The organism is Collinsella sp. TM05-38, assembly GCF_003466445.1.
Taxonomy (GTDB): Bacteria; Actinomycetota; Coriobacteriia; order Coriobacteriales; family Coriobacteriaceae; genus Collinsella.
Genome location: NZ_QSPM01000001.1, coordinates 22,080 through 47,047 on the forward strand (window position 1 = coordinate 22,080; position 24,968 = coordinate 47,047).

The following is a 24,968-nucleotide window of genomic DNA, read 5'->3' on the forward strand; positions in this document are numbered from 1 at the left end:
CTGCGACCACCCGCCCTCAATCAAAGCCCTTCTCGGCCGCCGTAGCTACCGGTTCCGGCGCCGCAGGATAACGCCTGCGGCGATCAGCACCACCGCGCCGCCCGCGATGCCACCCAGGGCCATCGGCGACAAGCTGGTATCGCCCGTATACGGCAGACCCGGCTTCTCCTCCTTCGGCACCGGTGACTTGCTCGGCGGATTGGCGGGCGGCTCCGTCGGCGGGGTGGTCGGCGGCGTGTACGTGTTCTTGAACACCGGCGCCACGGCGCCGTCATAGGTTACCGTCGCCACCAGATGGCCCGCACCGTCGTCCGTCACCGTCACCGTTACCCGGTGCTCGGCCGCGTCGTACGTCACGTTCTTCTGACCGTCGTCCACCTCGGAGATGCTGTAGGCGTACGTTCCGGGCTTGTCGTACGAGATCGCCTCGAAGCCCACCGTGCCGTCCGCCGCGTTCTTTGCGGTCTGCAGCACCTTGCCGTCGGCATCCTTCAGCTGGAAGGAGAACTGCCCTTCCTTCAGGTCCTCGCCGCTCAGCACCTTGGAGGCCCCCAGCTTCACCTCAGTCGCGGCCGGCGCGTAGCTGTTGCTGAATGCCACCGCATCCGCAGCCTTGCCGCCCTTGCTGTAGGCAACCTGCGTCTCCAGCGCGTGCGTCTCCGCATTCTCCGTCACCGTCACCGTCGCGGTAAAGACCGTCGTGTCGTAGGTGACGCCGTTCGCCGTCGCCCCTGCCCGCTCGGACACGGTGTAGACGTACGTCCCCACCTTATCCAGCTGCAGCGGCGCGAAGCCGAACGTGCCGTCGGCGCCGTTCTGCACCGTCTGCACCACGTTACCGTCGGCGTCCTTCAGGTCGAAGGAGAACTCACCCTCGGCCAGGTCGCGGCCGGTCAGGGCCTTCGTTCCGGTAATCGTCGCCGTCGTTGCCGTCGGCGTGTAGGTGTTGGTGAAGGTCAGATCCGCGGCCGTCTTGTTCGCCGTCGCGGTCAGCTGGCCGCTGCCGTCGTCGGTCGCACTCACCGTCACATCCAACACCGCATCGCTGTAAGTGATGGTGCCATCTTGGCCCGCAACCTCCTTCACCTGGTACGCATGCGAACCAGTCGCGGTGTACGAGATGGCCTTGAAGGTAAACGCGTTACCCACGTTCGTGGTCCGGTCGATCTCCTGCCCGGTGGCCACGTCAATCAGCGCGAACGTGAACTCGCCATCGGCGGGCGTCCGCATGGTGGCCGAATCGGTATTCTCAAGCACCTTGGTGCCGGAGATCTGGTAGGAGATCGCGCGCGGCTGGTAGCTGTTCGCAAACGTCATGGTGTTGGGGGTTACGCCGTTCTCGGTGCCCTCGCTCGGCTTCGCCGTGGAGCTCTCCACCACCAGCTTGCCGTCGTTGTTGTCTGCCACCACATAGGTCAGGGTGTACGTCTTGCCGGTGTAGGTCACGCCCGGCACGCCCGGCGCGTCGTCCGTCGGCTGCACCTCGCGGACCGTGTAGGTAAAGGTGCCCGCATGGTCGAAGGTCAGCTTGTCGAAGGCAACCTTGCCGTGCGCATCGTTCTTCTGGGTCTGGATCACCGAGCCGTCAGACCCCACCAGCTCGAAGGCGAAGTCTCCCGCCTTTAGCTGATAGCTGCCGTCGTGCACGTCAACGCTCTTGGTGAGGGCGATCGCGCCGGAGTCCGTCGCCTGTGCCTCATAGGTGTTGGTGAAGCTGGGCTTCGTGACATTCGTGCCGTCGTAGGCGACGCTCCCCTGCAGCGTGCCGGCATTGTCCGCAACCGTCACCACGGCATGGTGCACCGCGGCGTCGTAGGTCACGTAGGCCAGATCACCCTTCCGCTCCACGATGGTGTACTCGTGCGTGCCCGGCTTCGCGTAGGAGAAGGCGTCGAAGTTAACACTTCCGTCCGCGCCGTTGGTCGCGGTCCGGACGGGCTTGGCCCCGGCAAGCTGCTCAGCCGTCAGGTTGCCCTCGTACACATCGAAGGTGAACTCGCCGCACTTGGGGACGATCGGCGTGTTGTCGTCCTTCTTCACATAGCTCTTCTGCGCACCAAGGGCCAGGCCGGTCGCGGCCGGCTGGTAGGTGTTGGTGAAGGTATCCGAGCCGGATGCGCTCGTCACGATCGCCTTCGCATTCAGTGCTCCGTTCCCGCCGTCCGTGACCGTCACCGTATAGGTGAGGGGATGGCTGTCATAGACCATGCCCGGCTCCGCGCCCGGCTGCTCCACGATGGTGTAGGTGAAGTCCTTGCTCGCGGCGCCGTCCAAGTCGGAGAGCTGGAACTCGCGCGTGAAGCTGACCTTGCCGTTTGCATCGTTCTTCGCGGTGTCGAGCACGTTGCCGGCAGCGTCCTTCAGGTCGAAGGTGAACTCGCCGTCCGCGGGCTTCGTCGTGTGGTCGAAGCCGTCCGCAACCTTGATGGTCTTGGTCGCCGTCAGGGTTACGGAACCCTTTGCGTCGTAGGTGTTGTTGAAGGTGGGAGCCGTAGCGGCACCGTCATAGGTGACGGTCACCTTCGTCTTGTTGTTGTCGCCCTGGTTCTGCTCTACCTTGACGTGGACCTTGACTTCCTTGGCGTCGTAGGCCACGCCGTCGACGGTCTGGCCGGCTTTCTCCTCCTTGAGCGTGTAGTCGTACTCGCCCAGGTTCAGGTTCTTGACGGCCAGCTCGACCTTGCCGCCCCGGTCGTTGGTGCCCTTGGCGACCTCGTTGCCGGCCTGGTCGTACAGGCCGAAGGTGAACGCGTCGGCCGTCAGGTCCTTGCCCGTGAGGATCTTCGTCGCCTCGACGGTAACGTCCGTCGTCGGCTTCGAGTTGGTGAAGGTCGGAACGTCGGCCTCGCCGTCGTAGGTGGCGGTCGCCTTTAGCTCGCCCTTCTCATCGGAGACCTTGATGTGGACCTTCACGTCCTTCGTGTCGTACACGACGGTCGGGTCGTTGCCGGCAACCTCCTTGATGGTGTAGTCGTGATCGCCCGGCGTGTCGTAGCTGATTGCCTGGAAGGCGACCTTGCCGTCCTTGTCATTCTGGACGGTCTGGATCACGTTGCCATCCTTGTCGAGCAGCTGGAACGTGAAGTCGCCCCCTGCGAGCTCGCCACCCGTGAAGCGCTTCGTCGCCTTGAGCGTTACCGAGGTCTCCTTCGGGTGGTACGTGTTCGTGAAGGTCTTGTCTCCACTCGTTACCTGCGGTGTGGCCGTCAGCGAGCCGGTGCCATCCTCCGCGACCGTCACCTTGTAGATGAGCGCATGGGTGTCGTAGACCATGCCCGGCTCCGTGCCCGGCTTCTCCGCGATGGTGTAGGTGAAGTCCTTGCTCGCAGTGCCGCCCAGGTTGGAGAGCGTGAACTTGCGCGTGAACTTCACCGTGCCATCGGCCTTGTTCTTCATGGTATCGAGCACTTTGCCGTCGGCGTCCTTCAGCTCGAACGTGTACTCGCCGCCCCTCAGCGTGGTGTCGTGCGTGAAGCCCGGCGCGACCGCGACGACCTTGGTCGCCGTCAGCTCCGCGGATCCCTTTGCGGTATAGGTGTTCTTGAAGGTGGGGGCATCCGTCTTGCCGTCGTCGTAGGTGACGCTCGCTTCCAGCTGCCCGGCGTTGTCCACGACCTTCACCACAGCGTGGTGCACCGTATCGTCGTAGGTCACGTGGGACAGGTCGCCCTTCTGCTCCGCGATAGTGTATTTGTACTCGCCGGCCTTGGTGTAGTTGATGACCCGGAAGGTGACGGTGCCGCCCTCGCCGTTCTCAGCGGCCCGGATGGGCTGCTTGCCCTTCAGCTGCTCAGCCGTCAGGTTGCCCTCGTACACATCGAAGGTGAACTCGCCGCCCTTGAGTACGATCGGCGTGTTGTCGGACTTCACGTACGATTTCTTCGCCGTGAGTGTAGCCGAGGTCTCGGCAGGCTGGTACTTGTTGGTGAAGGTCGGGGCGGCATTCTTGTCGTCATAGGTGACAGTCGCCTTTGCCTTGTCACCGTCCGCCTTCACCGAGACGTGGACCTTCACCGCCGCGGAATCGTAGGTGATGGTCGAATCGCCGCCAGCGACCTCCTTGAGCGTGTAGTCGTACTCGCCTATGGTCAGACCGGTGAGGATGAGCTTAATCTTGCCGTCCTTGTCGTTCTGGACAGTCTGGATGGGATCAACCGTAGTCGTGTCGCCTTGATATAGACCGAAAGTGAACGCACCAGCCGTCAGGTCCTTGCCCTTGAGGGTCTTCGTCGCCTCGATAGTGGCGTCGGCCGTCGGCTTCGAGTTGGTGAAGGTCGGAGCGTCGGCCTTGCCGTCGTAGGTGGCGGTCGCGCTCAGCGTGCCGTTCTTGTTATCGGTGACGCTAACGCGCACTTTCACCGTCTTGCCGTCGTAAACGATAGTCGGGTCGGAGCCTTCGACCTCCTTGATGGCGTAGTCGTGCTCACCAGCCTCGGTGTAATCAATGGCCGGGAAGGTGATGTCGCCATTGGCATCGTTCTTTTCTTCGGCGACAACCTTATCGCCCTCCTTCACCTGGAATGAGAACTGCTGGTTCTCAAGGGTGCCGCCCGTAAATTGCTTCTTCGCCGCCAGGGTCACGGAACCCTTCGCAGCATAGCTGTTGTTGAAGGTGGCGAGGTTCACCTTGCCGTTCTTGACCTCAAGCGTCTCGCGCTTGTCATCGCCGCTCTTCTCCACCGTCACGCCTGTGACAGTCAGCTTGGCGTTCTTATCCTCGACCCTCACCGTGACGGTATAGGTCGAGGCGTCCATCGTCCAGCCGGAGTTCTGCACGCCGTCCACCGCCGCGTCGTCGTCGGCGTCGTGCGCCTCGGTGAGCGTGAACGTGTACGTACCGGCCTTGTTGAACTTCATGCCGGAGAAGTCGACCGTCTGGCCCTTGTCCTTGATGATCTTGCCACTCGTGGCCTTGGACTCGGCATGCTCATTGCCCGCCAGAGCATCCGAGACTTTGAGGTCATCATCATCGATCTGCTTCTGCGTCTCTTCCGTGGCGGTCAGCGTGAACGAGAACGCCTTCTCCGTGCTCTCAACACCGGAGACCTTCTTCGTTACCTGCGGGGTCAGTTCGTCGCTAGCTTCCGCCTTGTAGGTGTTTGTGAACACCAGCTTGTTGGCTTCGGCCAACGTGCCGTCGGGTTTTTGCTTCTCGATCTCACCGGTGATACTATCGCCTGCGCCGGTCAGATTCGTGGTACCCTGCTTGCGGCCGGTCAGCTTATAGCCCGCGGGCATCTTGTCTGCGCCGGTCAGCTCCTGCACCGCGTACTCGTCGCCCTCGCCAAGACCGTACACGCGAATCGTCTCGTCGGCCTTGATAGCATGGGTGTCGCCGTTCTTCAAATCGAACACGTCGCCGGCTTGCTTTCCGGCCCCAGCGTTCTTGAACACTGCAGCCTTGTAGGTCTTCCCCTCGGGCACGGTGAACTTGAAGGTGAACTTCGCGTCCTTATTGCCCGTCAGGCCATCGGGCACGTCAACCTTCTTCGTCACCTCGAGGCTCGCCTCGCGTTCGTTCGCCACGCGCACGCAGGTGGTGCCCGTGAACAGGGCATTCAGGTTCATGTCGCCCAGATCGGCGCGGGCGCCCTTCGCATTAGTGACACCAGGTTCATCCTGCGTGATGCCCATACGTATCCAGCCCGTCTCGGTCTCCAGGCGGTAGGGTTCGCCCGCCTTGGTGGGCCCATACTGGTAGATACGTCCGTTGGCGCCGTACTTGAGGTGTACCGTGTCGCCGGCACCGGCGGAATCGACATCGCTCCACGAAAGATTACCGCCATCGGTCACGCCATCCGATGTCTGCCGCATACCCTTGATCCACGTGAGTGTGTTGTCGATGTCGCCCTCTGCGCCAAACTGGCCCAGACTCTTCATAAGCGTGCCCGGCCCCACGAACGTCGAGACGCCGTCATCGGCCGTACCAGCATCGGCATGGACGCCGTAATCGTCCACAATCACCTTGGTGAGCGTGTCGTTAAGCAGGAAGCCCTTGGGCGCCGAGACCTCCTTTAGGAAGTAGGCGCCCTTCACGAGCGGCTTGTTGCCGTCGCTCGTACACGGGAATATGCCCGCCCCTTCGAGCTGGATCGGGTTGCTGACCTGCCCCGTCGTCAAGGTGTCGTAGGGGATCTGGTCGCCGTTGAGCACGACTTTGCCGTTCTCGTCTGTTGTCACCTGACCGTCCGTGTACAAGCCGAACTTCGCGCCGTCTACGGGGTTGCCCTCGGTATCGGTCTTCTGCACGAACAGGCGGTTCTGGATGTTCGTGACGAGCAAGCGCGTGGCGAACTGTCGCTTGAAGTTCGTGCCGTCTGCGATGTCGTCGCTGTACACGTGGACGGTGTTCTCGGGCGTCGCGTCGCCGATCGAGCTCGCCGTTGTGTGGTAGATGGCCACCGTGTACTCGGCATCCTTGCGGTCATTACCGCTCAGCAGGTAGTAGTACTTGGAGATGTCGCCGGGCAGATTTTGAATCTCTACCTGGTACTGGCCGCTCGTGTTGAGCGTGAAGGCGTGCGGGTCCTTCTTCGCCGCCTCGATAGCGCCGGCTTTGCTCGGCTCCTTGGCGAGGGTGTATCCCGCTCCCGTCGATGGATCGCCCGACACGGCGTACCAATTGTTCTGATCTTTGATATCCGTGCCTGCGCTTTTATCGTGCTTGAGCACCACAGCGAACAGTATGCCGGAGTCTAGCTTGACGGTCTTGTCGGACTTCGTCAGGTCATTTTTTGCCTTGTACACGGTCGACGGCGCGGTGATGGTCACCTTCGCGGCGGCGAACGCACCGGTCTTCCACACGACGCTGCCCGCGTCCATACCGCCGCGGTTGATGATGACGCCGCCCGCGCCGTTCTCAGCGCTCGCGGGCACGTACTCGAGCTGCATACTGCCATGCGTCGCCGTGAGACTCGAGCGGTATCCCTTGGGTACGCACGTCTCCTTCAGGAGGTAGTACTTGTTGTCGTGACCCTTGTTGTAGAGATCGTCGAAGTTGATGACGCCGTTGTCAACTTTGTTCGTGAGCGTTAGGTGGCCGGCCTCGTCCGTGGTGCCGGATCCGAGAAGCGCGTTCTCGTTATTGGTCGTATCTTTAAATTTCCCGTCTGTTTTGTACAGCGCGAACTCGGCACCCTGTACGAACTTGCCGTCCTGGTCGAACTTGATGATGTCGGACTCGGGCACCGTCACGAGGTTGAACTTGAGCTCCATGTTGGAGTCGGTGGCGCCGCGCTCCAGGTAGAAGAACTTGAGGGTGTGGTTGGTGCCGTCTTTGAAGGTGTTGCCGTCGAAGCCCGAAGTGCCCTTTTTCGCCGCCTGGTACTTGCTCAGCAGCGTGCCGTCGCTTTTGTCGTTCACCTTAATGTCGCCCGTATGAAAGTTGATATTCAGACTCGCACGGCTGTGAATACCGCCGATATCACCCACGAGGACATCATCGATGAACACCCAGACGTCATCATCGCCGGCGAACTCGAAGGTCATGTCCTTCTTATCGTTCGTCAGGCCGCCGTTGGGCTGCACGAATCGCGTGGACATTGAGAGGCCGAAGTGGTGGTTGACGTGGTTACCGGCGTTGTCTGCCGTGATGCCATTTTGGACGAGCCGGCCGCTTTCCTCCTTGAACACCTTGTCTGCCGCATCGAACGGGAAGAACTGACCCCGATGGGACGAATCGCCCACTTTGTCAATGCCCCAGGTGTCATAGACGTCGAAGGCATTCTTGTCAGCGTTGTAGGCTGCGTAGTTTTCGGAGCTGTCATAGACGTAGTAGCCGTCCTGAACCTTGAGGAGGCCCGTCACGCCAAAATGGGACGTCTTGCCGGTCTGGGCAGAGGAATCGAACAGATAGCGGAGGGAGTCGCCGCCATAGGTACCGGAAAGCTGCGGGTAGCCGTCTGAAAGCGTGTTGCTGACAATGCCGGGCTGCGGGTTCGTGTCGCCCGTCCAATGGTTGAGCGGTGCATCACCCTGGCCATCGTTAAACTGGAAGCGGTGGTTCTTGTTGATGCCGCCGTTGCCGGAAACCGACAGATGGTTATCGGGATTCACCCAGTAATCAAACAGGTTGATTGTTGTCCCCGAAGGCGAAATCGTCGGAACCGTGTGGTCCGAAATTGCCGCCTCGGCACGAAGCGGCAGGAAGAAACTCGCCGTCAGCGCGATGGCGAGGGCCAGAACAATCGCATATGGTGAGACCGAGCGCAGCCCGCGACGACGGCCACAAGACATGACGGACCACCGCTCGCGCGGCCGGTGTTCACCAGGAAGTTCCCTGCTTAGACACCCCCCCCCGGTAGCAATATTCACGAGTCGAGACGTCGTCTCTCTGAGCTCCTGCATAATTTCCTCCCCAGTCGCACGGCGACCTGCCCGGGCGCTCCCCGGGGGCCGAGGCAGTCTGGCACATGCCCGCAGTCGTTCAAGGAATACCAACCCCAGCATATGTCTCTTAAGATATCTTAGTCTTATTCTATGACAGTTTTTGTCTCATTACCGATGAAATCGGCTCAATCCCTTTGTCGCATGCTAGAGCGTGTGGAGCAGGGCGATGAGGAAGCGGATGCCTTGGAGGTAGGCGCGACGGGTGATGCGCTCGTTGGTGCCGTGGACGCCGCGGTCGCATTCGTCATCGTCGACCACAAAGGCGGAGAAGCGGATGCACTCGTGGCAAATGCGCTGGTAGTTGGCGGCATCGGTTGCACCAATCACGGTCGAGGGCACGATGCTCATCGGCTCTTGGCCCACCGCAGACGATCCGTTTTCCTCCGTCGGCTTGGGATCACGGAAATAGCGGGCGGCGATGGTGCGAACGGCCTCGAGGCCCGGCCCGCCGATGCGCGGGGACGGCGAGGGCTCGGAGCTGCCGGGGCCCAGCTCCACTTCGACACGACCGGCAAGGTCCGCCCCGGCAACCGCTTCACGGCAGCGCGCCACAACGTCGGACACGCTCGTGCCCTCGAGCATGCGGAAGTTAATGTTTGCCCACATATCCTGCGGCATCACGTTAGCACCGGTGCTACCGCCCTCAATTTGGGTCGGTGCACAAGTGGTGGTCACGAGCGGATAGAGCTTCTTGCTGGCGAGGCACTCGCGCACGATGGCGTCCTTGTTGGCGGCAATTTCATCGGCCGTGTAGAGCCCCAACTCGACGAGCTGGGCGGCAAGCAAGTCGGTCACACGCGTCGGCCATTCGATATCGCAAATTGCGGCGATGGCGCGGCTCAGCATCTCGAGTGACGTGCCGCCGTAGGGGTTGGAAGAATGCCCACCCGCGCTCTTTGTCTTGAGAACAATGTCGGCATAACCTTTCTCAGCCAGGTCGGCGTGCATGAGCCAACCCTCGCCCGCGCTGTACTCGGCAGCCGGAGCGATGCGGTAATCGCCCTCATCGATCAGGTACTCAAGCTCAATGCCGCGCTCCTCGAGCACGCGACCGATCGCCCCCGCGCCGCACTGCGTAGTTTCCTCGTCCTGGCCAAAGGCCAGGAGCAGCGTGCGCTCGTGCTCCCAGCCGTGCGCCAGCGCATACTCAACTGCCTCGAGAATGCCTGCGACCTGGTCCTTCATGTCGACAGCGCCGCGACCCCAGATGTAGGTATCGTCCACGTGCCCGCTAAAGGGGGCGTGCGTCCAGTCGGCCTCGGTACCCGGCACCACGGGGACCACGTCCATGTGGCCCATGAACATAACGGGCTTGAGAGCGGGGTCGGAGCCGGCAAGCGTCACCAACAGCGAATGGCCGATGAGCTCGACCTCGCCCGCCGCAAACACGCGCGGCCAGGCCTGCTGCATATAGGCGCGCAGGTCGTCGAACGGTTGCCAGTCCACCGCCTCGGCATCCATGCTCGAGATGGTCGGAAACGACAGCACGCGACCCAAGCGCTCGCTCGCGCCAGCTTCGTCCAAATCGGCAAAATCATCCTCATGCGCAAAGAAGCGCCAAACCTCGGCCATGACATCCTTTCGATTGTGGTGACGAGGGCCGCCCCACCGGAGCGGCCCTGCCACATAAGCGTTTGCGATCGGTTATTTGTCCTCAAGATAGCGCGAGAGGAACTCGCGGGTGCGCTGGTGTTTGGGGTTGCCGAAGAGCTCGGCCGGTGCCGCATCCTCGAGCACCACGCCCTGGTCCATAAAGACCACGCGGTCGGACACCGTGCGGGCAAAGGCCATCTCGTGCGTGACGACGACCATGGTCATGCCGTCGGCAGCGAGCTTGCGCATGACCTCGAGCACCTCTCCCACGATCTCGGGGTCGAGTGCGGAGGTCGGCTCGTCGAACAGCATGATCTGCGGATTCATGCACAGGGCACGGGCGATGGCCACGCGCTGTTTTTGACCACCGGACAGGCGGCCCACGGCGGCGTGCGCGAACTTTTCGAGCCCCACGCTCGCCAGATGCTCCATCGCGACTTTCTCGGCCTCGGTCTCGCTCATCTTTTTGAGCGTAACGGGCGCGAGCGTGCAGTTGTCGAGCACATCCATGTTGTTGAAAAGGTTAAAGCCCTGGAACACCATGCCGATGTCCTCGCGAAGCTTGTTGATGTTGCAGCGCTCGGCCGTGAGGTCCTGGCCATGGAACCAGATATGGCCCGCGTCCGGGGTCTCGAGCAGGTTGAAGCAGCGCAGGAAGGTCGACTTACCCGAACCCGAGGCGCCGATGATGGTGACGACCTCGCCGGGATTAACGGACAGGTCGATGCCCTTGAGCACCTCGAGCGAGCCGAAGCTCTTGCGCAGGCCCTCGACGCGGATAAGCGGCTCATTTGTCTGTGCGGCGGCCGCAACGCCGGTAGTGGCGGTATCTGCCATGATGATTCTCCTCGTCTTGAGCCTAGTTGGAGCTGGGCAGCGTTGCCGGGGCCTCGGCGCCGAGCTTTTTGCCAAAGGCCTCGAGCAGGCGGCTCGCCACGAGCGTCAGGATCAGGTAGACCACAAGCGCCACGCAGTAGACCTCCATCTGGCGGTAGTACACGCCGGCGACGGTAGTGGTGGCGTACATGAGGTCGAACACGCCGATGACCGAGAGCACCGACGAGTCCTTGATGTTGATGATGAGCTCGTTGGCGAGCGCCGGGATCGCGTTTTTAATGCCCTGGGGAAACACAACTTTGCGCATGGCCTGCCACTGCGACAGACCCAGCGAGCGCGCCGCCTCGGCCTGACCGGGGTCGATCGACTCGATGCCGCCGCGCAGGACCTCCATCATATAGGCGGTGGAGTTGAGCGAGATGGTGACGAGGCCGGCGGTGAAGGTACTCCAGATCTGGTTGGCCTGGGCAGTCTCGAAGCCCATGCCGCGCAAAACGGTGAAGCCCGCGTAATAGATGAGCAGGCCCTGGACCATCATGGGCGTGCCGCGCACGATGGTGGAGTAGACGGTCGTAAAGCCGCGGCCGATGCTCTTAAAGAAGCGCACCAGGTCGTTATCCACGCGATCGAACGTCTGAATACGCAGGAACACAAAGAGCAGTGCCAGGAAAAAGGCGATGGCGGTGCCGAAGGTGGCAAGCGCGATGGTGATCTCGATACCGCGGATAAAGAAGTCGCCGCTCTTGTAGGTCATGTAGACCAAGCTCGACAGAAAGTCGCTGGGATTGGAGTCCGAGACAATGCTCACCTGCACCAGGTCGATAAACGACATGACGCAACGGTCGATAAAGAAGATCGCCGCGATGGCAACCACGACATAGCTGCCCAGGCGCGCGCTGCGACGGCAACGCTCGGATGCAAACGGCGACTTTTGGCGATAGTCATTCCAATGCATGAGCTTGGTGACGAGCGCTGCCGCCGATACGACAATCCAAGCCCACAGAATCGCCCAGAGGCAGTCCTGGAACACACCCGTGGGCGCCAAGAAGCTCAGCGGCGTGGGGTTGCGCTGGCTAAACGCCAGACCGAGCGCCGCGATAACGCTCGTGCCCAGATACACATAACGGTGGTCGGCCTTAATTAAAGAGGCCAGACGATTAACGGTTTTCATGCTGCCTCTCTATGCCGGCTGACGGTCGAGGCACGCGTCCCACATCTGGTCGCGTTCCTCTTGGCTGACGCCCTTGAGCGTCTTATTGATAAGTTTGAGCAGCTTGTCCGAGCCCTTGCGGCAGCCGACGTTTGACGTGACCTCCTGCTTAAAGCCCTCGCCCTCGGCAAAATGAATGGGGACAATGCCCGGGTTTTGGGCCATATAGCCCTTCTCGTTTTCGGTGTTGTAGGTCACGGCGTCGCAGGTGCCCTGTAGCAGGTTCGAAAACACCGTGGGCACCGAATCGACCGGATTCTTGTGGACGACGCCCGGGATCTCGTCGATGACGGTATCGAGCATCGTGTCCTTTTGGCCGAGCACCGTGGCGCCGCTAAAGTTACTGAGCTTGGTCGCGCTTTGGTAGGGCGAGCCCTCTTTTACGAACAGGCCAAAGTAGCCGATAAAGTACGGATCGGAAAAGCCGACGGACTCCTCGCGCTCGGGCGTGGCGCTCATGCCGGCAATAATGAGGTCGATCTGGCCGTTGTTGAGCGAATCGATGAGGCCCGAGAAGCTCTGCTTGACGGCAACGGGCTCGCCGCCAAGGGCCTTGCAGAGGATCTTTGCGATCTGAACATCGTAGCCATCGGCGTAAGCGCCCTGCACGTTGTCGATGGGGATGGTGTACTCGCTGGCCTCGGAGACCTGCCAGTTGTATGGGGCGTAGGCCGCCTCCATGCCGATGCGGATCTTGTCCTTGCCGATCACAGAATCGGACAGGTCTTCGCGACCGCCGCCCAGAGCGAACAAGTTGGCATGAAAAAGGCAAGGCGTAGACCTTCTGGTCATGCCTTGCCTTTTGAATGACAAATTGTCGCTCTGGGTGGCGCGCAGCGTCGACCGGCCCGCCGTTCGCTAGAACGGCGGAACCTCTAGAGCAGGGTAACGCTAAAGGAGCGCTCGTCGGTGGCGCCGGGGGCCACGACGATGGTGTTGACCTTGTGCTCGAAGACGTCGTCCTCGGTGTCCATGGTGGTGTGACCGGTCCAGGGCTCGAGCGCCACAAACGGCGCGTCGTTGGCGGCAGACCACACGCCGATGTACTTAAAGCCCTCAAAGTCAATCTTGACGCCGTGGCCCGACTTGCGGCCGCGCAGCGTGAGCGTGGAGCCCGGGGTATCGGTGAACATGATGGCGTCGTTATCGAAGCTGCGGTGCGTGATGGGCAGCACGTCCGAGTTATCGGGGGCCTTGTAGCTGCCCTCGAACGTCATAAGGCCATCGGGCGTGATGACGGGGGCCTCGTTAGTCCAGGCCTCGGTAAACGCCAGCTCGTAATCCTCGAACGCCTCGTCCTCGGCACCGGGGGCGGGCACGTTAAATGCGGGGTGGCCGCCCACCGAGAACGGCAGGTCCACGTCGCCGGTGTTGGTGACGGCAAAGGTCTGCGTGAGGGTGGCGTCGCCGGTCAGGGCATAGGTCATGTTGAGCTTAAAGTGGAACGGGAACGCCTTGAGCGACTCGGGCGTGTCGGTAATCTCGTAGGTGACAGACGAGCCATCCTCGGAGACCTCAACCAGCTTGTGCTCGACGATGCGCGCGAGGCCGTGGCGCGGCATCTCGCAGGTGCCGGCCGCAGACGTTGCCGTGTTGTTGCGCAGCGAGCCCACAATGGGAAACAGGATGGGCGCATGCTTGCCCCAAAAGGCGGGGTCGCCCTGCCACAGATACTCGTTGCCGTTGAGGGCAAGGCTCGTGAGCTGGGCGCCCATGGAATCGATGGCCGCGGTAAGGCCGCCGCGCTTGATGGTAGTGACGGTGGACATGCTACTTCCTCCAAAAGTAAACAACAGTGTCGAGGGCTATTGTCCCACTCTTGGCTGCGGGACGGGGCGGCGCGTAATTATTGAGTGGCCACGTACAGGTCGAACCCGCCCTGCGGCGTGGAGTCGACCGTATCGGGCGCTTGCGAGTTAAAGCTCACGGGAACCATGCGCTTTGAGGCGCGGAAGCGCGTGCCGTCGGTGGCAACGGGCGGCTCGTCGACCGTGAGCTCGTAGTCGCCGGGCTTAAGTTCGATACCGTCACCTGCGGAATTGACGTATTGGTACTCGTCAATCGTCTGACCCTTGAGCGTGCGGCCCACGATATGGACGAGCATCTGGCTGTCGCCGCGTGCGGTATCCCACGTCGCGCCGTCCTTGACCTCGACCGACACATGCACCGAGCGCGTACGGCTGATCGATTGCTCGACGGACATCTCGACCTTGGCGGCGTCTTGGCGTTGCTGCTCGACATGGCTCCAGACGTTTCCAATTACCGAGCATGCGATAACGCCGGCCATGAAGGCGATAAGGATGGGGCCAAGCGGAGAGCGACGTCCTGCATCTTCCTCGCGAGACAGATTGGGGCGACGTGTGGGCGCGGGCGCCTGGGCACCCTGCGAGGGCACGTCGAGAATGCTGAAGGATGCCGTGCTGCCGGGATCGATGGTGTGGCGCGGCTGCGGGGTCTTTGCCGGCGAGATGGACATGTCGGCCGGCTCACCGAGTGTGGCCGTGGCATCGGCCTTAGCCTCGTCGGCCTCGGCCTGGGCCCAGGCCTGTTCAAAGGTTAGGGGCTCGGCGGCATCAGGCTCGACAGCGGCATCGTTGCCGGTCTCGTCCTCGTCGCTCGACACGTCACGCGGCGCGGGCTCGTCCCACTCCTCGTCCGGAGCCTCACCCTCGCTGTACCACCATTCAAAGTTATCGATATCCATACGGGGCGCCCCTTAGGCCTCGCAAATATACACTTGCTAGTTTTATACCCCCAGACGGCACGGCGGCTCGCCGGCACAGATAGGAAAACCATCACAACATTCGACGCTTTTCCTCGTTTTCGAGCTTTTCATCGAATGTTGTGACGGTTTGGGCGGCAGCCACGCCGCGAATGTGACAAAGGGACTGTACCTTTGTCACATTCTGTTAGAGTTGCAGGGATTGAATCCCGCTTATTAATGCGACATTGGAGTGACAACCTTGATCGCCGCAACCACGCCTAAAAGCAAGTCAACCGCCGCCGCGCTCTCCCCTGCGCGCACCAAGCTCTGTCTGGCGTTACTCGTGTTGTTAGGCTTTTCGCTCGGCTGTTCCGAGTTCGTGGTCATCGGCATCGAAAGCGACTTGGCAACGGAACTCGGCGTATCGCTTGCCACCGCAGGCCAACTTATTAGCGTGTTCGCGCTCGTCTACGCTATCGCCACACCGGTGCTTGCGCTCAGCACGGGACGCTTCCGGCGCTACCAGCTGCTCGTGTGCTACAGCATCGTCTTTGTGCTCGGCAACCTGGTCATGGCGTTGGCGCCCAACTTCCAGGTGCTGTTTATCTCGCGCATTGTCCTGGGCTCCGTCTCGGGCGCGCTGCTCGCCGTGGGCGTGACGTACATCCCCGAGCTGCTATCTCCGCAGCAAACTTCACTTGCCATCTCGGTGGTATATGGTGCGTTTTCCGTGGCAATGGTCTTTGTCACTTCGATCGGCAAGTTTGTGGCCGACACGCTCGATTGGCACGTGGCCATGTACGGCACGCTGACCTTTGCCGTTTTGATCTGCGGAGCGCTTGTGGCGTTTATGCCGCGCTCCGGTCAGACCGATGAGCCCGCCACCTTCCGCGAGCAGGCGGGGCTGCTACGCGAGCCGAGCATCATCACCGGCATGCTCATCTTTTTGTTTGGCGTGGGGTCGGTCTACGTTTTCTACGGCTATGTGACGCCTTATCTTGAGCAGGTGCTGGGCATGGGCACGGTCGAAGCCAGTACCACGCTTATGGCCTATGGCGCGTTCTGCCTGATCTCGAACATCCTGGGCGGATGGATCGATGCGCGCTTTGGCATGAAGGCGCTGCTTGTGACGTTTGTGCTGCAGGCCGCGGCGTTATTCGGGCTGTTTGCCGTGGGCGGCACCATGCCGCTCGCGCTGGTCTTTGTCTTTAGCTTGGCGCTGCTCATGTACCTGTTCTCGGTGTCATGCATCACGCACTTTATGGACGTGGCACGCAGCCGCCATCCCAAGTCGATGGTGCTCGCGAGTTCGGTTGAGCCCATGGCGTTTAACGTCGGCATTTCGTTTGGCACCGCGGTAGGCGGCGCCGTTGTGAGCAGCGCTGGCATTGCGTACGTGGGTGCCGTGGGCGCCGCGTTCTCGCTTGTGGCCTGGGCGCTTACGCTGGTGACGATTAAGTTGGCTCGCTGGGAGCGTCGTCGCGGGTAGCGCAATTGCAGCCAAAAGCCGCAGCACCGCCCACCATCTTTTGACCGCCTGGCGTTCGCTCCCGCAGCCATGCAACACGTCGCCCAAGTCAGCATCTTTCCCGGCGCTATTTAACCACGCAAAACGCATCCTGTTAAGATTACCGCTATCGTTTTTCGCAATCTGAAAATCGGTAGAATCGCAGGTAAAGCTTTCGTAGTCTGAAGTGGTCAATCCACACGAAAGGGGTTTACCACATGGACAAGAAAGCAGTTGTAATCGCCGGGGCCGGCAGCACCCACACTCCCGGCATCATCCAGAGCCTATTGCAGAAGAAAAACGAATTGCCGCTGCGCAAACTCGCCCTGTACGACATCGACGAGAAGCGCATGCATCTCGTCTACGACATCATGAAGCAGTTCATCGAGCAGGAAGCTCCTGACATTGAAGTTGTCGTGACGACCGATCCCGAAAAGGCATTCACCGATGTCGACTTCGTCTTCGCACAAATCCGCCAGGGTGGCCTTCAGATGCGTCGCCAGGACGAGCGCATCCCTCTCAAGTACGGTTGTGTAGGACAGGAAACCTGCGGCGCCGGCGGTTCGATCTCCTATGGCATCAGGTCCATCCCCGGCGTCTTCGACCTCGTACGCTACGCCAAGAAATACAGTCCAGACGCCTGGATCCTCAACTATTCCAACCCCGCCGCAGTTGTCGCCGAGGCCACACGTCGCGAGTTTAACAACGACCATATCCTTAACATCTGCGATATGCCCACGGCTATCTTGCTCTCGTACTCTAAGATGCTCGGACTTCCCAGCTGGCGCGATATCGACCCCATGTATTTTGGACTCAATCACTTTGGCTGGTTTACCAAAATCTACGACAAGCAGGGACGCGATCGTCTGCCGGAGCTCCGTCAGATGATTCTCGAGCACGGCATGGCCGTGAGCGACAAGCATCACAAGGACAAGGACTGGATGCACACCTGGGGTCAATACGTCAAGATTGTGAAGGACTATCCCGAGTATCTGCCCAACAGCTACCTGCAGTACTACCTGTACTCCAAAGACATGGCAGATGACATGGACCCCAACTGGACGCGCGCCGACAACGTCATCAACGGACGCGAGAAGGAGATGTTTGCCGAGCACGACAAGTACCTGGCAGATCCCGCCAATTACAAGAGCCCCGTACAGAGCTTCACGGTCTTTGGCGACTTTATCGTCGACGCAGCCGCCTCTATCGCCTACAACAAGTGCGAACGTTATCTCGTAATCGTCGAGAATAACGGCGCCATCCCCAATCTGCCCGATGACGCCATGGTCGAGGTCCCCGCCTACCTGCGCTCTTGGGGCCCCGAACCCATCAGCCAGCCTGCTATCCCCACCTTTTACAAGGGGCTTATCGAAGAGCAGAATGCCAGCGAGAAGCTCGCCGTCGACGCATATTACGAGCATTCCTACCAGAAGGCACTCGAAGCCATCGCGATCAACAAGACCGTCCCTTCAACTACCGTCGCGCGCCAAATCCTCGACGACCTGATCGAAGCGAACGGCAATTATTGGCCGACCCTGTCCTAACTCCCCGCGCATCGAAGGAACATCATGAAAGAAAGCAAGCTCTACAGCGAGTTCCAGAGACTCGGCAAGGTGCTCATGGCGCCGGTCCTCCTCCTGCCCGTTTCCGGCATTTTGGTCGGTCTGGGCTCCGCCCTTTCCAATGCTAACCTCATCTCGCTCTGCCCGTTTTTGGGCACCGAGCCGATGGTGATCTTTAGCACACTCATCAAAGCAGCCGGCAACGTTATCAATGGTAACATCTCGGTTCTCTTTGCGATCTGCATTGCCTACGGTTACGCCAAGGCCGAGAAGGCGACCGCCGCACTCTCAGGCTTCATCGGCTACATGACCATGAACACGATCATGGGTCAGCTGCTTATCCTGCTGGGCACCATCGATCCCGCCAACCTGCAGACCGGTCAGAACGCCATCCTGGGCGTAACCACACTCGACACCGGCGTATTCGGCGGCATCATCATCGGCTTGGTAGTCGCGTGGATCCACAACCGATTCTATAAGGTGCAGCTTCCGCCGGTGCTCGGCATCTTCAACGGCACACGCTGCGTCCCCGCCCTCACCGTCGTTTTCGCGAGCCTAGTGGGCGCTGCGCTCGCCTTCGTGTTTCCGTTTGTGCAAACCGGCCTAAAGGCCGCCTCGACACTCATCGATTCCACCGGGGTGTTTGGCGCGTTCATCTATGGCTTCTCCGAGCGCATGCTTCTGCCCTTCGGCCTGCATCATTTCATCTACCTGCCGTTTTTCTTCACTTCTCTGGGCGGTAGCATCCAGGTTGACGGCCAGACCGTCGAAGGTGCTGTCAACATCTACAACGCCATGCTCAACACGCCCGGCATGATGTACGACATCGACATCTCAAAATACGTCATGAACGGCAAGGTGCTGTTCGCCATGTGCGGCCTGCCCGCGGCGGCACTCGCCATCTACCACTGTGCCCGTCCCGAGAATAAAAAGAAGGTCGGTTCCCTCATGATCGCCGCCGTTATCCCGGCCGCCATCATGGGCATAACCGAACCGCTCGAGTACTCCTTCCTCTTTGTAGCGCCCGTACTCTATGTGGTCCACGCTCTGCTGTGCGGCATCGCGTATGTACTCACCTACCTGGTACAGTTCAATGTGCCCGGGCCTTCCGCCTTCGGCGGACCGCTCCTCTCGTGGATCTTCAACGGCATCATGAACGCCGATAAGGGCTCCAACTGGTTCTGGCTCATTCCGCTCGGCATCGCTTACTTCGGGATCTATTACGTGCTGTTCCGCACCTTTATCAAGAAATTTGACCTCAAGACCCCGGGCCGCGAGGATGATGACACGCAGGCAGCGGATGACACGTCGGCCATCGACTCCAAAGCACCTGTCCAGGTAAGCGAGCTCATCCCGCAGATCGTGGAAGCCGTGGGCGGCGCCGATAACATCTCGGGTGTCAACGCCTGCTTCACTCGCCTGAGGCTCAGCCTCAAAGACACCGCCCTGGTCAAGGACGATAGCGTCTTCACCAAAGACCTCGGCGCCAGCGCCATCGTGCACGTTGGCGGCGGTGTTCAGATCGTTTACGGCAATAAAGCTTCTGTCTACAAAGTCGAAATGAGAGAATACTTGGGCATGGAATAAATCCGTCCCATAGCTTCACCACAATGCTCCGGAGATGGCATATCCGCTCCGGGGCATTATTGTTTGGAGTGATTTGAATGTCGATGTACGAGGTCTATTCGAACCTCAGGTCTTGTATCGAAGACGTCGAGAAGGGCGGCAGCCTTGACGCCCACATCGCACTCTACGCCCTCTCCCATCACGACGAGGTCCCAGAGCTCTCAATAGAAGAACTTGCCCGCGCGTGCAATACATCGCCCGCGACCATCTCGCGCTTCTGCAGGCGCGTGAACGGCTCGAGCTTTCGATCGTTCAAAGAGCAAGTTGACGACTTCAACGCTTGGCTCCAGCGTGAGACAACCGAGGCAAGGGCGCATAAGCAAATCGATATACCCTGGTATTTCGATATCGTAGAGACCTCTTTGCTTGAAACAAAACGCCTGCTCACTGAGGATCGACTCGAGCAGGCCGTTGACTGGCTTCTCGATGCGCAAAATGTCTACGTATACGGAAGCTCATTCTCCAATCTCGCCGCCCGCTCACTCTGCGAAAAGCTGAGCCGCGTAAACCGACTGTGCTTCTCATTCGGCTCCGTCAAGGGACAGGAGACGTCGCTCTGTCTGCTCCAACCCGACGATCTAACCATCTTTGTATCGTTCTCAGGAAAGACGAGCTATATCTTCAATCTTTACGTTGAGGCCAAGCGGCGAGGTTGCCGCGTTATTTGGATATCGAGCAACATGGCATTCGATAACAACGGGGCGCGTGAGCTCTTGCTACCCGTGAGCACGGAGTCACTCAGCGAGTATTCGACCGCCTTGGTTGAGGGCATGAGCCTACAAAGCGCGGTTAACGCTCTATATATCAGCTGTGCAAATCGACTTCGGGCGCAGCGCTAGCCGCAAACATGCTAGAACTGAAAAGAACGCCCTCACCGTCGCAAGGCGTCCGAATACACGATAGGCAGTGCCAAAAGAGAGCAGCGAGCACGTCATGTACTTGCCCATTCGCCCCAAAACAGCACAGGTCGGCGCCCGATTGAAGAATCGGACGCCGACCTGTATTAATCTTGATCGTGTGGTTGAGTCGTTTACTCCATACCCAGCAGCTCGCGCATCTGAGTTGCGTAGTTAGATGCCATGTTGCCGTAGACAATCTGCACGCCGCCGTTGACATGCACGATGCCACGCGCTTCGAGCTTTTCGGTAAACTCGGCGTCATCAACCACCTTGTCACAGTCATTGAGCTGGATGCGCAGACGGGTGAAACAGGCCTCGACAGACTTAATATTGTTGTCGCCGCCCACTGCCTCAACGATGGCGGGAATGAGGTCGCTGATCACGGTCTTGGGAGCCTTTTCGGCCTCGTCGTCGGACTCTTCCTCGCGGCCAGGGGTCTTAAGGTCCTTCTTAAGAATGATGAACTTGAAGACGAAGTAGTACACCACGAAGTAGATGGGGCCAAGGAACAGGATAACCTGCCAGTTGGAGCCCTTGGCTGCACCCATAATGCCGTTAAAAATCAACGACAAGAGCGGGCCACCGAAGGACGCGGAGCCAGCCACGTTGAACTGCAGGGCATAGGTCAGCGCATAGGCAAGACCAGCCATGAGAGCGTGGAACACGTAGAGGATGGGCGCGATAAACAGGAAGGAATACTCGAGCGGCTCGGTAATGCCGGAGAGGATGCAAGGCACCACGATGGCGATCATGAGCGCCGCGGTCTTCTTCTTGTTCTTGGGAAGCGCCGTCTTGTAGAAGGCGAGTGCAGCGCCGGGCAGGCCGAACATGGCGAAGATAACCTTGCCGTTCATGACAAAACGGCTGACCTCGATGTTAAACGGCGTGCTGGGAGAGCCCAGGATCGCATTGTAGATATTGATAGCGCCCTGAACGGTCTGGCCGTCGATGGTCTCGACGCCACCGAGCGACGTGAAGAAGAACGGCAAATAGACAAAGTGATGCAGGCCAAAAGGCAGGAGCATGCGCTCGCCGGCGCCGTAGACAAATGCACCAAAGGCACCCGTAGTCTTGATGAACTCGGACAGCGCACCGAGAGCGTTCTGAATAAACGGGAAAACAAAGGACATGACCAATGCGAGGATGCTGCATGAGAGCAGCGTTACCGCCGGAATAAAGCGCGTACCGTTGAAGATGGAGAACACGGCGGGCAGCTCAATCTTGTAGTAACGGTTATGCAACCATGCGACGATTGCGCCCACCAGAAGACCGCCGATAACGCCAGTGTCGAGCGTGGTGATACCGAGAATCGTGCTCTGGCCCGTCGTAAGATTCGCGGGATCGATAACGCCAGTCGCCGTAAGGAACGTGCCCATCACGGAATTCATGCACATGTAGCCCAAAAAGCCACAAAGCGCCGCGGTAGCCTTCTCGGACTTGGCGAAGCCATAGGCGAGACAAATCGAGAAGATAACCGGGATGTTGTTCATAACGATGCCGGCTGCGGCCTTGAGAATCGAAAAGAAAATCGCAAAGCCCGGAGCAGCAAGCCAGGGAACAGCTGCCGTAAGGGTGGGGCTGGTAAAGGCATTGCCAAAGCCCTGGAGGATGCCGGCAATTGGCAGAATCAGCACGGGCGTCATGAGGACTTTGCCCAGGCGCTGGAACTTTGCCAGCAGCTCATCTTTGTTCATGGGATACCCCTCTTAAAGAAACGGGGCGCGCGGCTCTACAATCCACACGCCCCATAACAGTTATCAAGCGATATGGAACTAGTTACTTAAGCTCCGGCCAATAATCCTTGTTCGCCTCGATGAGCTTGTCGAGCACCTTACGAGCCTTCTTAGCATCACCGACCAGACGATTAAGCGTGAGTGCCTGCAAAGCCTTCTCGTAGGAACCCTCCATCCAAGCCTCAACAGTCAGGCGCTCATAGGCGTACTGGTTCTCCATAAGGCCGCGATAGAAGGTACCGATTTTGCCAACAGCATAGGGCTGCGGGCCATTGGCGCCCACGCTTGCCGCGACCTCGACCATGGCGTCATCGGGCATCCCCTCGATAATGCCGTTGTTGGGCACGATGACAATGAAGGTCTTGTTGGTGTTGCGATAAATGGCCGAGGTGATTTCCACGATCATATCGCCATGAGCGTCGTTTTGCACAACCGAGGAGTTCTTTGCGGTGCCGACTTTGGCAACACGCTCGCACTCGGCGAACACGCGCTTCTCACGGCCGTTGATAACCTCATCGGAGCGAGTGTAGTCGGGGTCGAGGTGAGCGACCTTGTACTCGGGATACAGATAGTACTGCAGATAAGTGTTGGGCAGATAGTCGGGGAAGTCCTCGAGCATGTCCTTGACCATGGCGTAGGTATCAAGCCAGGACTGGTCACGCTGCTCGGCATCGGCAGGAAGGAAGCCGTTCTTCTCCGTGTACTCCTTAATTTGCGGGACGAGGTCATGACCCTCTTCATCGTAGATGTGCTTGAACCAACCGAAGTGATTGAGGCCGAAGTACACGGGCTCCGTCTTGCTCATATCGCGACCGAGCAGGCGACCGTAAGAGCGCATGAGGTTGACAGGCTGGTCGCAGATGTTGAGGACGCGATGCTCATCGGGCAGAACGCGCTCGAGACCATATGCCACAATAGCAGCCGGGTTGGTGTAGTTGATAATCCACGCCTCCGGGCTATGAGCGCGAACGTCGTTGACGATCTCAACCATGTCATGCATGGAGCGCATACCGTAAGCCATGCCGCCAGGGCCCACCGTTTCCTGGCCGATGATTCCCATATGCAGCGGAATCTTCTCATCCTTGCTGCGCATCTCATAGCCGCCGGTACGAATCTGGCAGAGCACAAAGTCAACGTCAGTGTATGCCTCGTCCTTATCGGTGGTGTAACCAAACTCCACACCGGGCTCCTCCTCGGCGAAGAGGATCTTGCCAAACTCGCCGATCGGACGCTGGCGCTCGGCATCGATGTCATAGAGCATCACGCGGTTCAGCGGCAGAATGTCCATGTGCTTGGTCAGGGCTTTAAGAATGCCAGGGCACCACGTGGAGCCGCCGCCAACGATCACAATATTGAGCTTATCCTTCATGTTCCGTCCCTCCAGGGTTGGCTGATCGGTGTTCTCGAAGACCTTGGGCTCCGCGGTTGTCCTCGGCTTGCTTCGTTTCGATTGATATTTTGCGACTTGAGATCATTTGCAAGCCCCTGCGCAGGTCAATGCGAAACGGGGACACATGATTTCGTTCACGACACAGATATGTGTAGGCCGACACGTACGTTTGCCCAGTTCATGGGTAATAGGCAATCTTGACCGATTACCGATTTCTCACCTGGCTACACAAAGCGGTACCATATGTACGGCGAGGTGCGAGGGGCTGAAACATCTTATGAAAGATCAAGAATCTTTTTATGATCATGTGCGAGCTGGCGAGAGCAAGCTCAACGATCTCGAAAGCGAGATCATGCGCTACATCATCGAGCTGCGTGACGATATTGACGATGTCACGCTTAAGGGCGTTGCTGAACGGTTCTTTGTCGCTCCCAACACGATCGTAAGGCTTGCCCATAAGCTTGGCTTCTCGGGGTTTACGGAGCTCAAACAATCGTATTCCGCCTCGCTCGACCGCAATCGATTCACTATCGAGGCACTTCCTCTTGATACCCAGCTCGTACAGACCAAAGATCTGCTTAACGACCGGGTCATCGACTCGGTTGTAAGCCTTATCCAGGACGCCTCGCATATCGTGTTCTTCTGCTCGGGCTTTTCGAAATACCCGTGCCTCGAGATGGCTGAAAAGCTCAAAATAATGGGCAAGAACACCGATACGCTCAGCGAACGCCATGTCATGAGGCATTACGCAGAACTGCTTGGCAAAAACGACCTGGTCTTCAGCGTTTCCGTAAGCGGCGAGACGCAGGTGTCTATTGACGCCACATCGATAGCCAAAACGCGCGGATGCAAAATCGTCACACTCACCGGCTTTTCTCGAAATTCTCTCTCGAAACTAGCCGACTACCCTATCTACACCGTGCAAAAAGAAATCCGCTTGGGCAGCATGGACCTCGACAGTCGATTAATGTTCTATTACGTTTTCGAATTGATATTTGAGCGCTACTTCAAACTGGCTAAGAAATAAAACTCTGTATGCGCCCGGCTTCGACTCTTTAGCAGCCTTCTATATGAAAGGTATCGTTCTATGCAACGCGTACTGTTTATCTGTCATGGGAATATCTGCAGATTCAGAAAAATGCCTAGCTAGTTAGGATCCCGGCGAACCATATCGCGTACCTTACGACGTTTTTACGACTTTGAGCCCCAATGCGATATTGCCGTGATGGAGAAAAGCAACTCCTTTCGCCTTTCCCCAGTAGCTGAAGAACGGAGAATCGAGCATAAGCATTCCTTTCCGGTCGTCTCAAACCTCTGCAATTTGGAGGGTAAATCGCGAAAGCTAATATCTCAAACACCAGAAAAATCAAGTCGATGACCTCGCTCAACATTCACGACGACCACCATCGCATGCTAGTTACAAGAAGCGGATGCACTAGTATTCTTTCAATCGACTTGCAAACCCCTTCAAGCGTCCAACGCAATGGCGTGCTTTCAGACGCAACGCCTCCTTGCGTCC

At 59.2% G+C, this 24,968-nt stretch carries 14 protein-coding genes; 5 read left to right on the top strand and 9 right to left on the bottom strand.

The features are described 5' to 3' along the window. Window positions 1-45 precede the first annotated feature (45 nt). The 7 genes from DXD49_RS00120 to DXD49_RS00150 all read right to left on the bottom strand — a co-directional run bounded on the left by DXD49_RS00120 (window position 46) and on the right by DXD49_RS00150 (window position 14,732). The gene (locus DXD49_RS00120; RefSeq protein WP_158564821.1) at window positions 46-8,235 is read right to left on the bottom strand and encodes a Spy0128 family protein; all 8,190 of its coding nucleotides are present in this window, start codon (window positions 8,233-8,235) and stop codon (window positions 46-48) included. A 297-nt stretch (window positions 8,236-8,532) separates the two neighbouring features. Beyond that, window positions 8,533-9,960, bottom strand: a complete 1,428-nt coding sequence (locus DXD49_RS00125) for a M20/M25/M40 family metallo-hydrolase (RefSeq protein ID WP_117793867.1) — start codon at window positions 9,958-9,960, stop codon at window positions 8,533-8,535. Between the two features lie 72 nt (window positions 9,961-10,032). Further along, the gene (locus tag DXD49_RS00130; RefSeq protein ID WP_117793868.1) at window positions 10,033-10,818 is read right to left on the bottom strand and encodes an amino acid ABC transporter ATP-binding protein; all 786 of its coding nucleotides are present in this window, start codon (window positions 10,816-10,818) and stop codon (window positions 10,033-10,035) included. Window positions 10,819-10,840: 22 nt separating this feature from the next. Next, window positions 10,841-11,989 (bottom strand): amino acid ABC transporter permease, encoded by a 1,149-nt coding sequence (locus DXD49_RS00135; RefSeq protein WP_117793869.1) that lies wholly within the window; start codon window positions 11,987-11,989, stop codon window positions 10,841-10,843. 9 nt (window positions 11,990-11,998) lie between these two features. Then, a complete protein-coding gene (locus DXD49_RS00140; RefSeq protein ID WP_233541704.1) occupies window positions 11,999-12,820 on the bottom strand; it encodes a transporter substrate-binding domain-containing protein in 822 nt (273 codons plus the stop codon). Window positions 12,821-12,903: 83 nt separating this feature from the next. Next, on the bottom strand, window positions 12,904-13,797 hold the full coding sequence (locus DXD49_RS00145; RefSeq protein ID WP_117793870.1) for an aldose 1-epimerase family protein: 894 nt from the start codon (window positions 13,795-13,797) through the stop codon (window positions 12,904-12,906). Between the two features lie 77 nt (window positions 13,798-13,874). Further along, on the bottom strand, window positions 13,875-14,732 hold the full coding sequence (locus DXD49_RS00150) for a hypothetical protein (RefSeq protein ID WP_117793871.1): 858 nt from the start codon (window positions 14,730-14,732) through the stop codon (window positions 13,875-13,877). 250 nt (window positions 14,733-14,982) lie between these two features. On the opposite strand from DXD49_RS00150, the gene DXD49_RS00155 reads away from it, so the two are divergent. The 4 genes from DXD49_RS00155 (at window position 14,983) to DXD49_RS00170 (ending at window position 20,266) form a co-directional block, all read left to right on the top strand. Continuing rightward, complete coding sequence (locus tag DXD49_RS00155; RefSeq protein ID WP_233541705.1) at window positions 14,983-16,221, top strand: MFS transporter; 1,239 nt, start codon at window positions 14,983-14,985, stop codon at window positions 16,219-16,221. A gap of 236 nt (window positions 16,222-16,457) precedes the next feature. Next, window positions 16,458-17,783, top strand: a complete 1,326-nt coding sequence (locus DXD49_RS00160; RefSeq protein WP_117793872.1) for a 6-phospho-alpha-glucosidase — start codon at window positions 16,458-16,460, stop codon at window positions 17,781-17,783. Window positions 17,784-17,807: 24 nt separating this feature from the next. After that, window positions 17,808-19,388, top strand: coding sequence for a PTS transporter subunit EIIC (locus DXD49_RS00165; protein WP_117793873.1), 1,581 nt, complete (start codon window positions 17,808-17,810; stop codon window positions 19,386-19,388). A gap of 77 nt (window positions 19,389-19,465) precedes the next feature. After that, window positions 19,466-20,266: a MurR/RpiR family transcriptional regulator gene (locus DXD49_RS00170; RefSeq protein ID WP_117743849.1), complete on the top strand. Its 801-nt coding sequence runs from the start codon at window positions 19,466-19,468 to the stop codon at window positions 20,264-20,266. Window positions 20,267-20,457: 191 nt separating this feature from the next. Here the strand turns inward: DXD49_RS00170 and DXD49_RS00175 are convergent, their stop codons facing one another. Then, a complete protein-coding gene (locus DXD49_RS00175) occupies window positions 20,458-22,020 on the bottom strand; it encodes a PTS transporter subunit EIIC (RefSeq protein WP_117793874.1) in 1,563 nt (520 codons plus the stop codon). 82 nt (window positions 22,021-22,102) lie between these two features. Beyond that, complete coding sequence (locus DXD49_RS00180) at window positions 22,103-23,428, bottom strand: 6-phospho-alpha-glucosidase (protein WP_089573127.1); 1,326 nt, start codon at window positions 23,426-23,428, stop codon at window positions 22,103-22,105. A gap of 298 nt (window positions 23,429-23,726) precedes the next feature. Here DXD49_RS00180 and DXD49_RS00185 point away from each other — a divergent pair, with 298 nt between their 5' ends. Beyond that, a complete protein-coding gene (locus DXD49_RS00185; RefSeq protein WP_158564822.1) occupies window positions 23,727-24,476 on the top strand; it encodes a MurR/RpiR family transcriptional regulator in 750 nt (249 codons plus the stop codon). The last annotated feature ends 492 nt before the right edge of the window (window positions 24,477-24,968 follow it).

Coding starts and splice junctions, on each gene's coding strand:
- DXD49_RS00120 (WP_158564821.1), bottom strand. CDS start 8,235: ATGTCTTGTGGCCGTCGTCGCGGGCTGCGCTCGGTCTCACCATATGCG.
- DXD49_RS00125 (WP_117793867.1), bottom strand. CDS start 9,960: ATGGCCGAGGTTTGGCGCTTCTTTGCGCATGAGGATGATTTTGCCGAT.
- DXD49_RS00130 (WP_117793868.1), bottom strand. CDS start 10,818: ATGGCAGATACCGCCACTACCGGCGTTGCGGCCGCCGCACAGACAAAT.
- DXD49_RS00135 (WP_117793869.1), bottom strand. CDS start 11,989: ATGAAAACCGTTAATCGTCTGGCCTCTTTAATTAAGGCCGACCACCGT.
- DXD49_RS00140 (WP_233541704.1), bottom strand. CDS start 12,820: ATGACCAGAAGGTCTACGCCTTGCCTTTTTCATGCCAACTTGTTCGCT.
- DXD49_RS00145 (WP_117793870.1), bottom strand. CDS start 13,797: ATGTCCACCGTCACTACCATCAAGCGCGGCGGCCTTACCGCGGCCATC.
- DXD49_RS00150 (WP_117793871.1), bottom strand. CDS start 14,732: ATGGATATCGATAACTTTGAATGGTGGTACAGCGAGGGTGAGGCTCCG.
- DXD49_RS00160 (WP_117793872.1), top strand. CDS start 16,458: ATGGACAAGAAAGCAGTTGTAATCGCCGGGGCCGGCAGCACCCACACT.
- DXD49_RS00165 (WP_117793873.1), top strand. CDS start 17,808: ATGAAAGAAAGCAAGCTCTACAGCGAGTTCCAGAGACTCGGCAAGGTG.
- DXD49_RS00170 (WP_117743849.1), top strand. CDS start 19,466: ATGTCGATGTACGAGGTCTATTCGAACCTCAGGTCTTGTATCGAAGAC.
- DXD49_RS00175 (WP_117793874.1), bottom strand. CDS start 22,020: ATGAACAAAGATGAGCTGCTGGCAAAGTTCCAGCGCCTGGGCAAAGTC.
- DXD49_RS00180 (WP_089573127.1), bottom strand. CDS start 23,428: ATGAAGGATAAGCTCAATATTGTGATCGTTGGCGGCGGCTCCACGTGG.
- DXD49_RS00185 (WP_158564822.1), top strand. CDS start 23,727: ATGAAAGATCAAGAATCTTTTTATGATCATGTGCGAGCTGGCGAGAGC.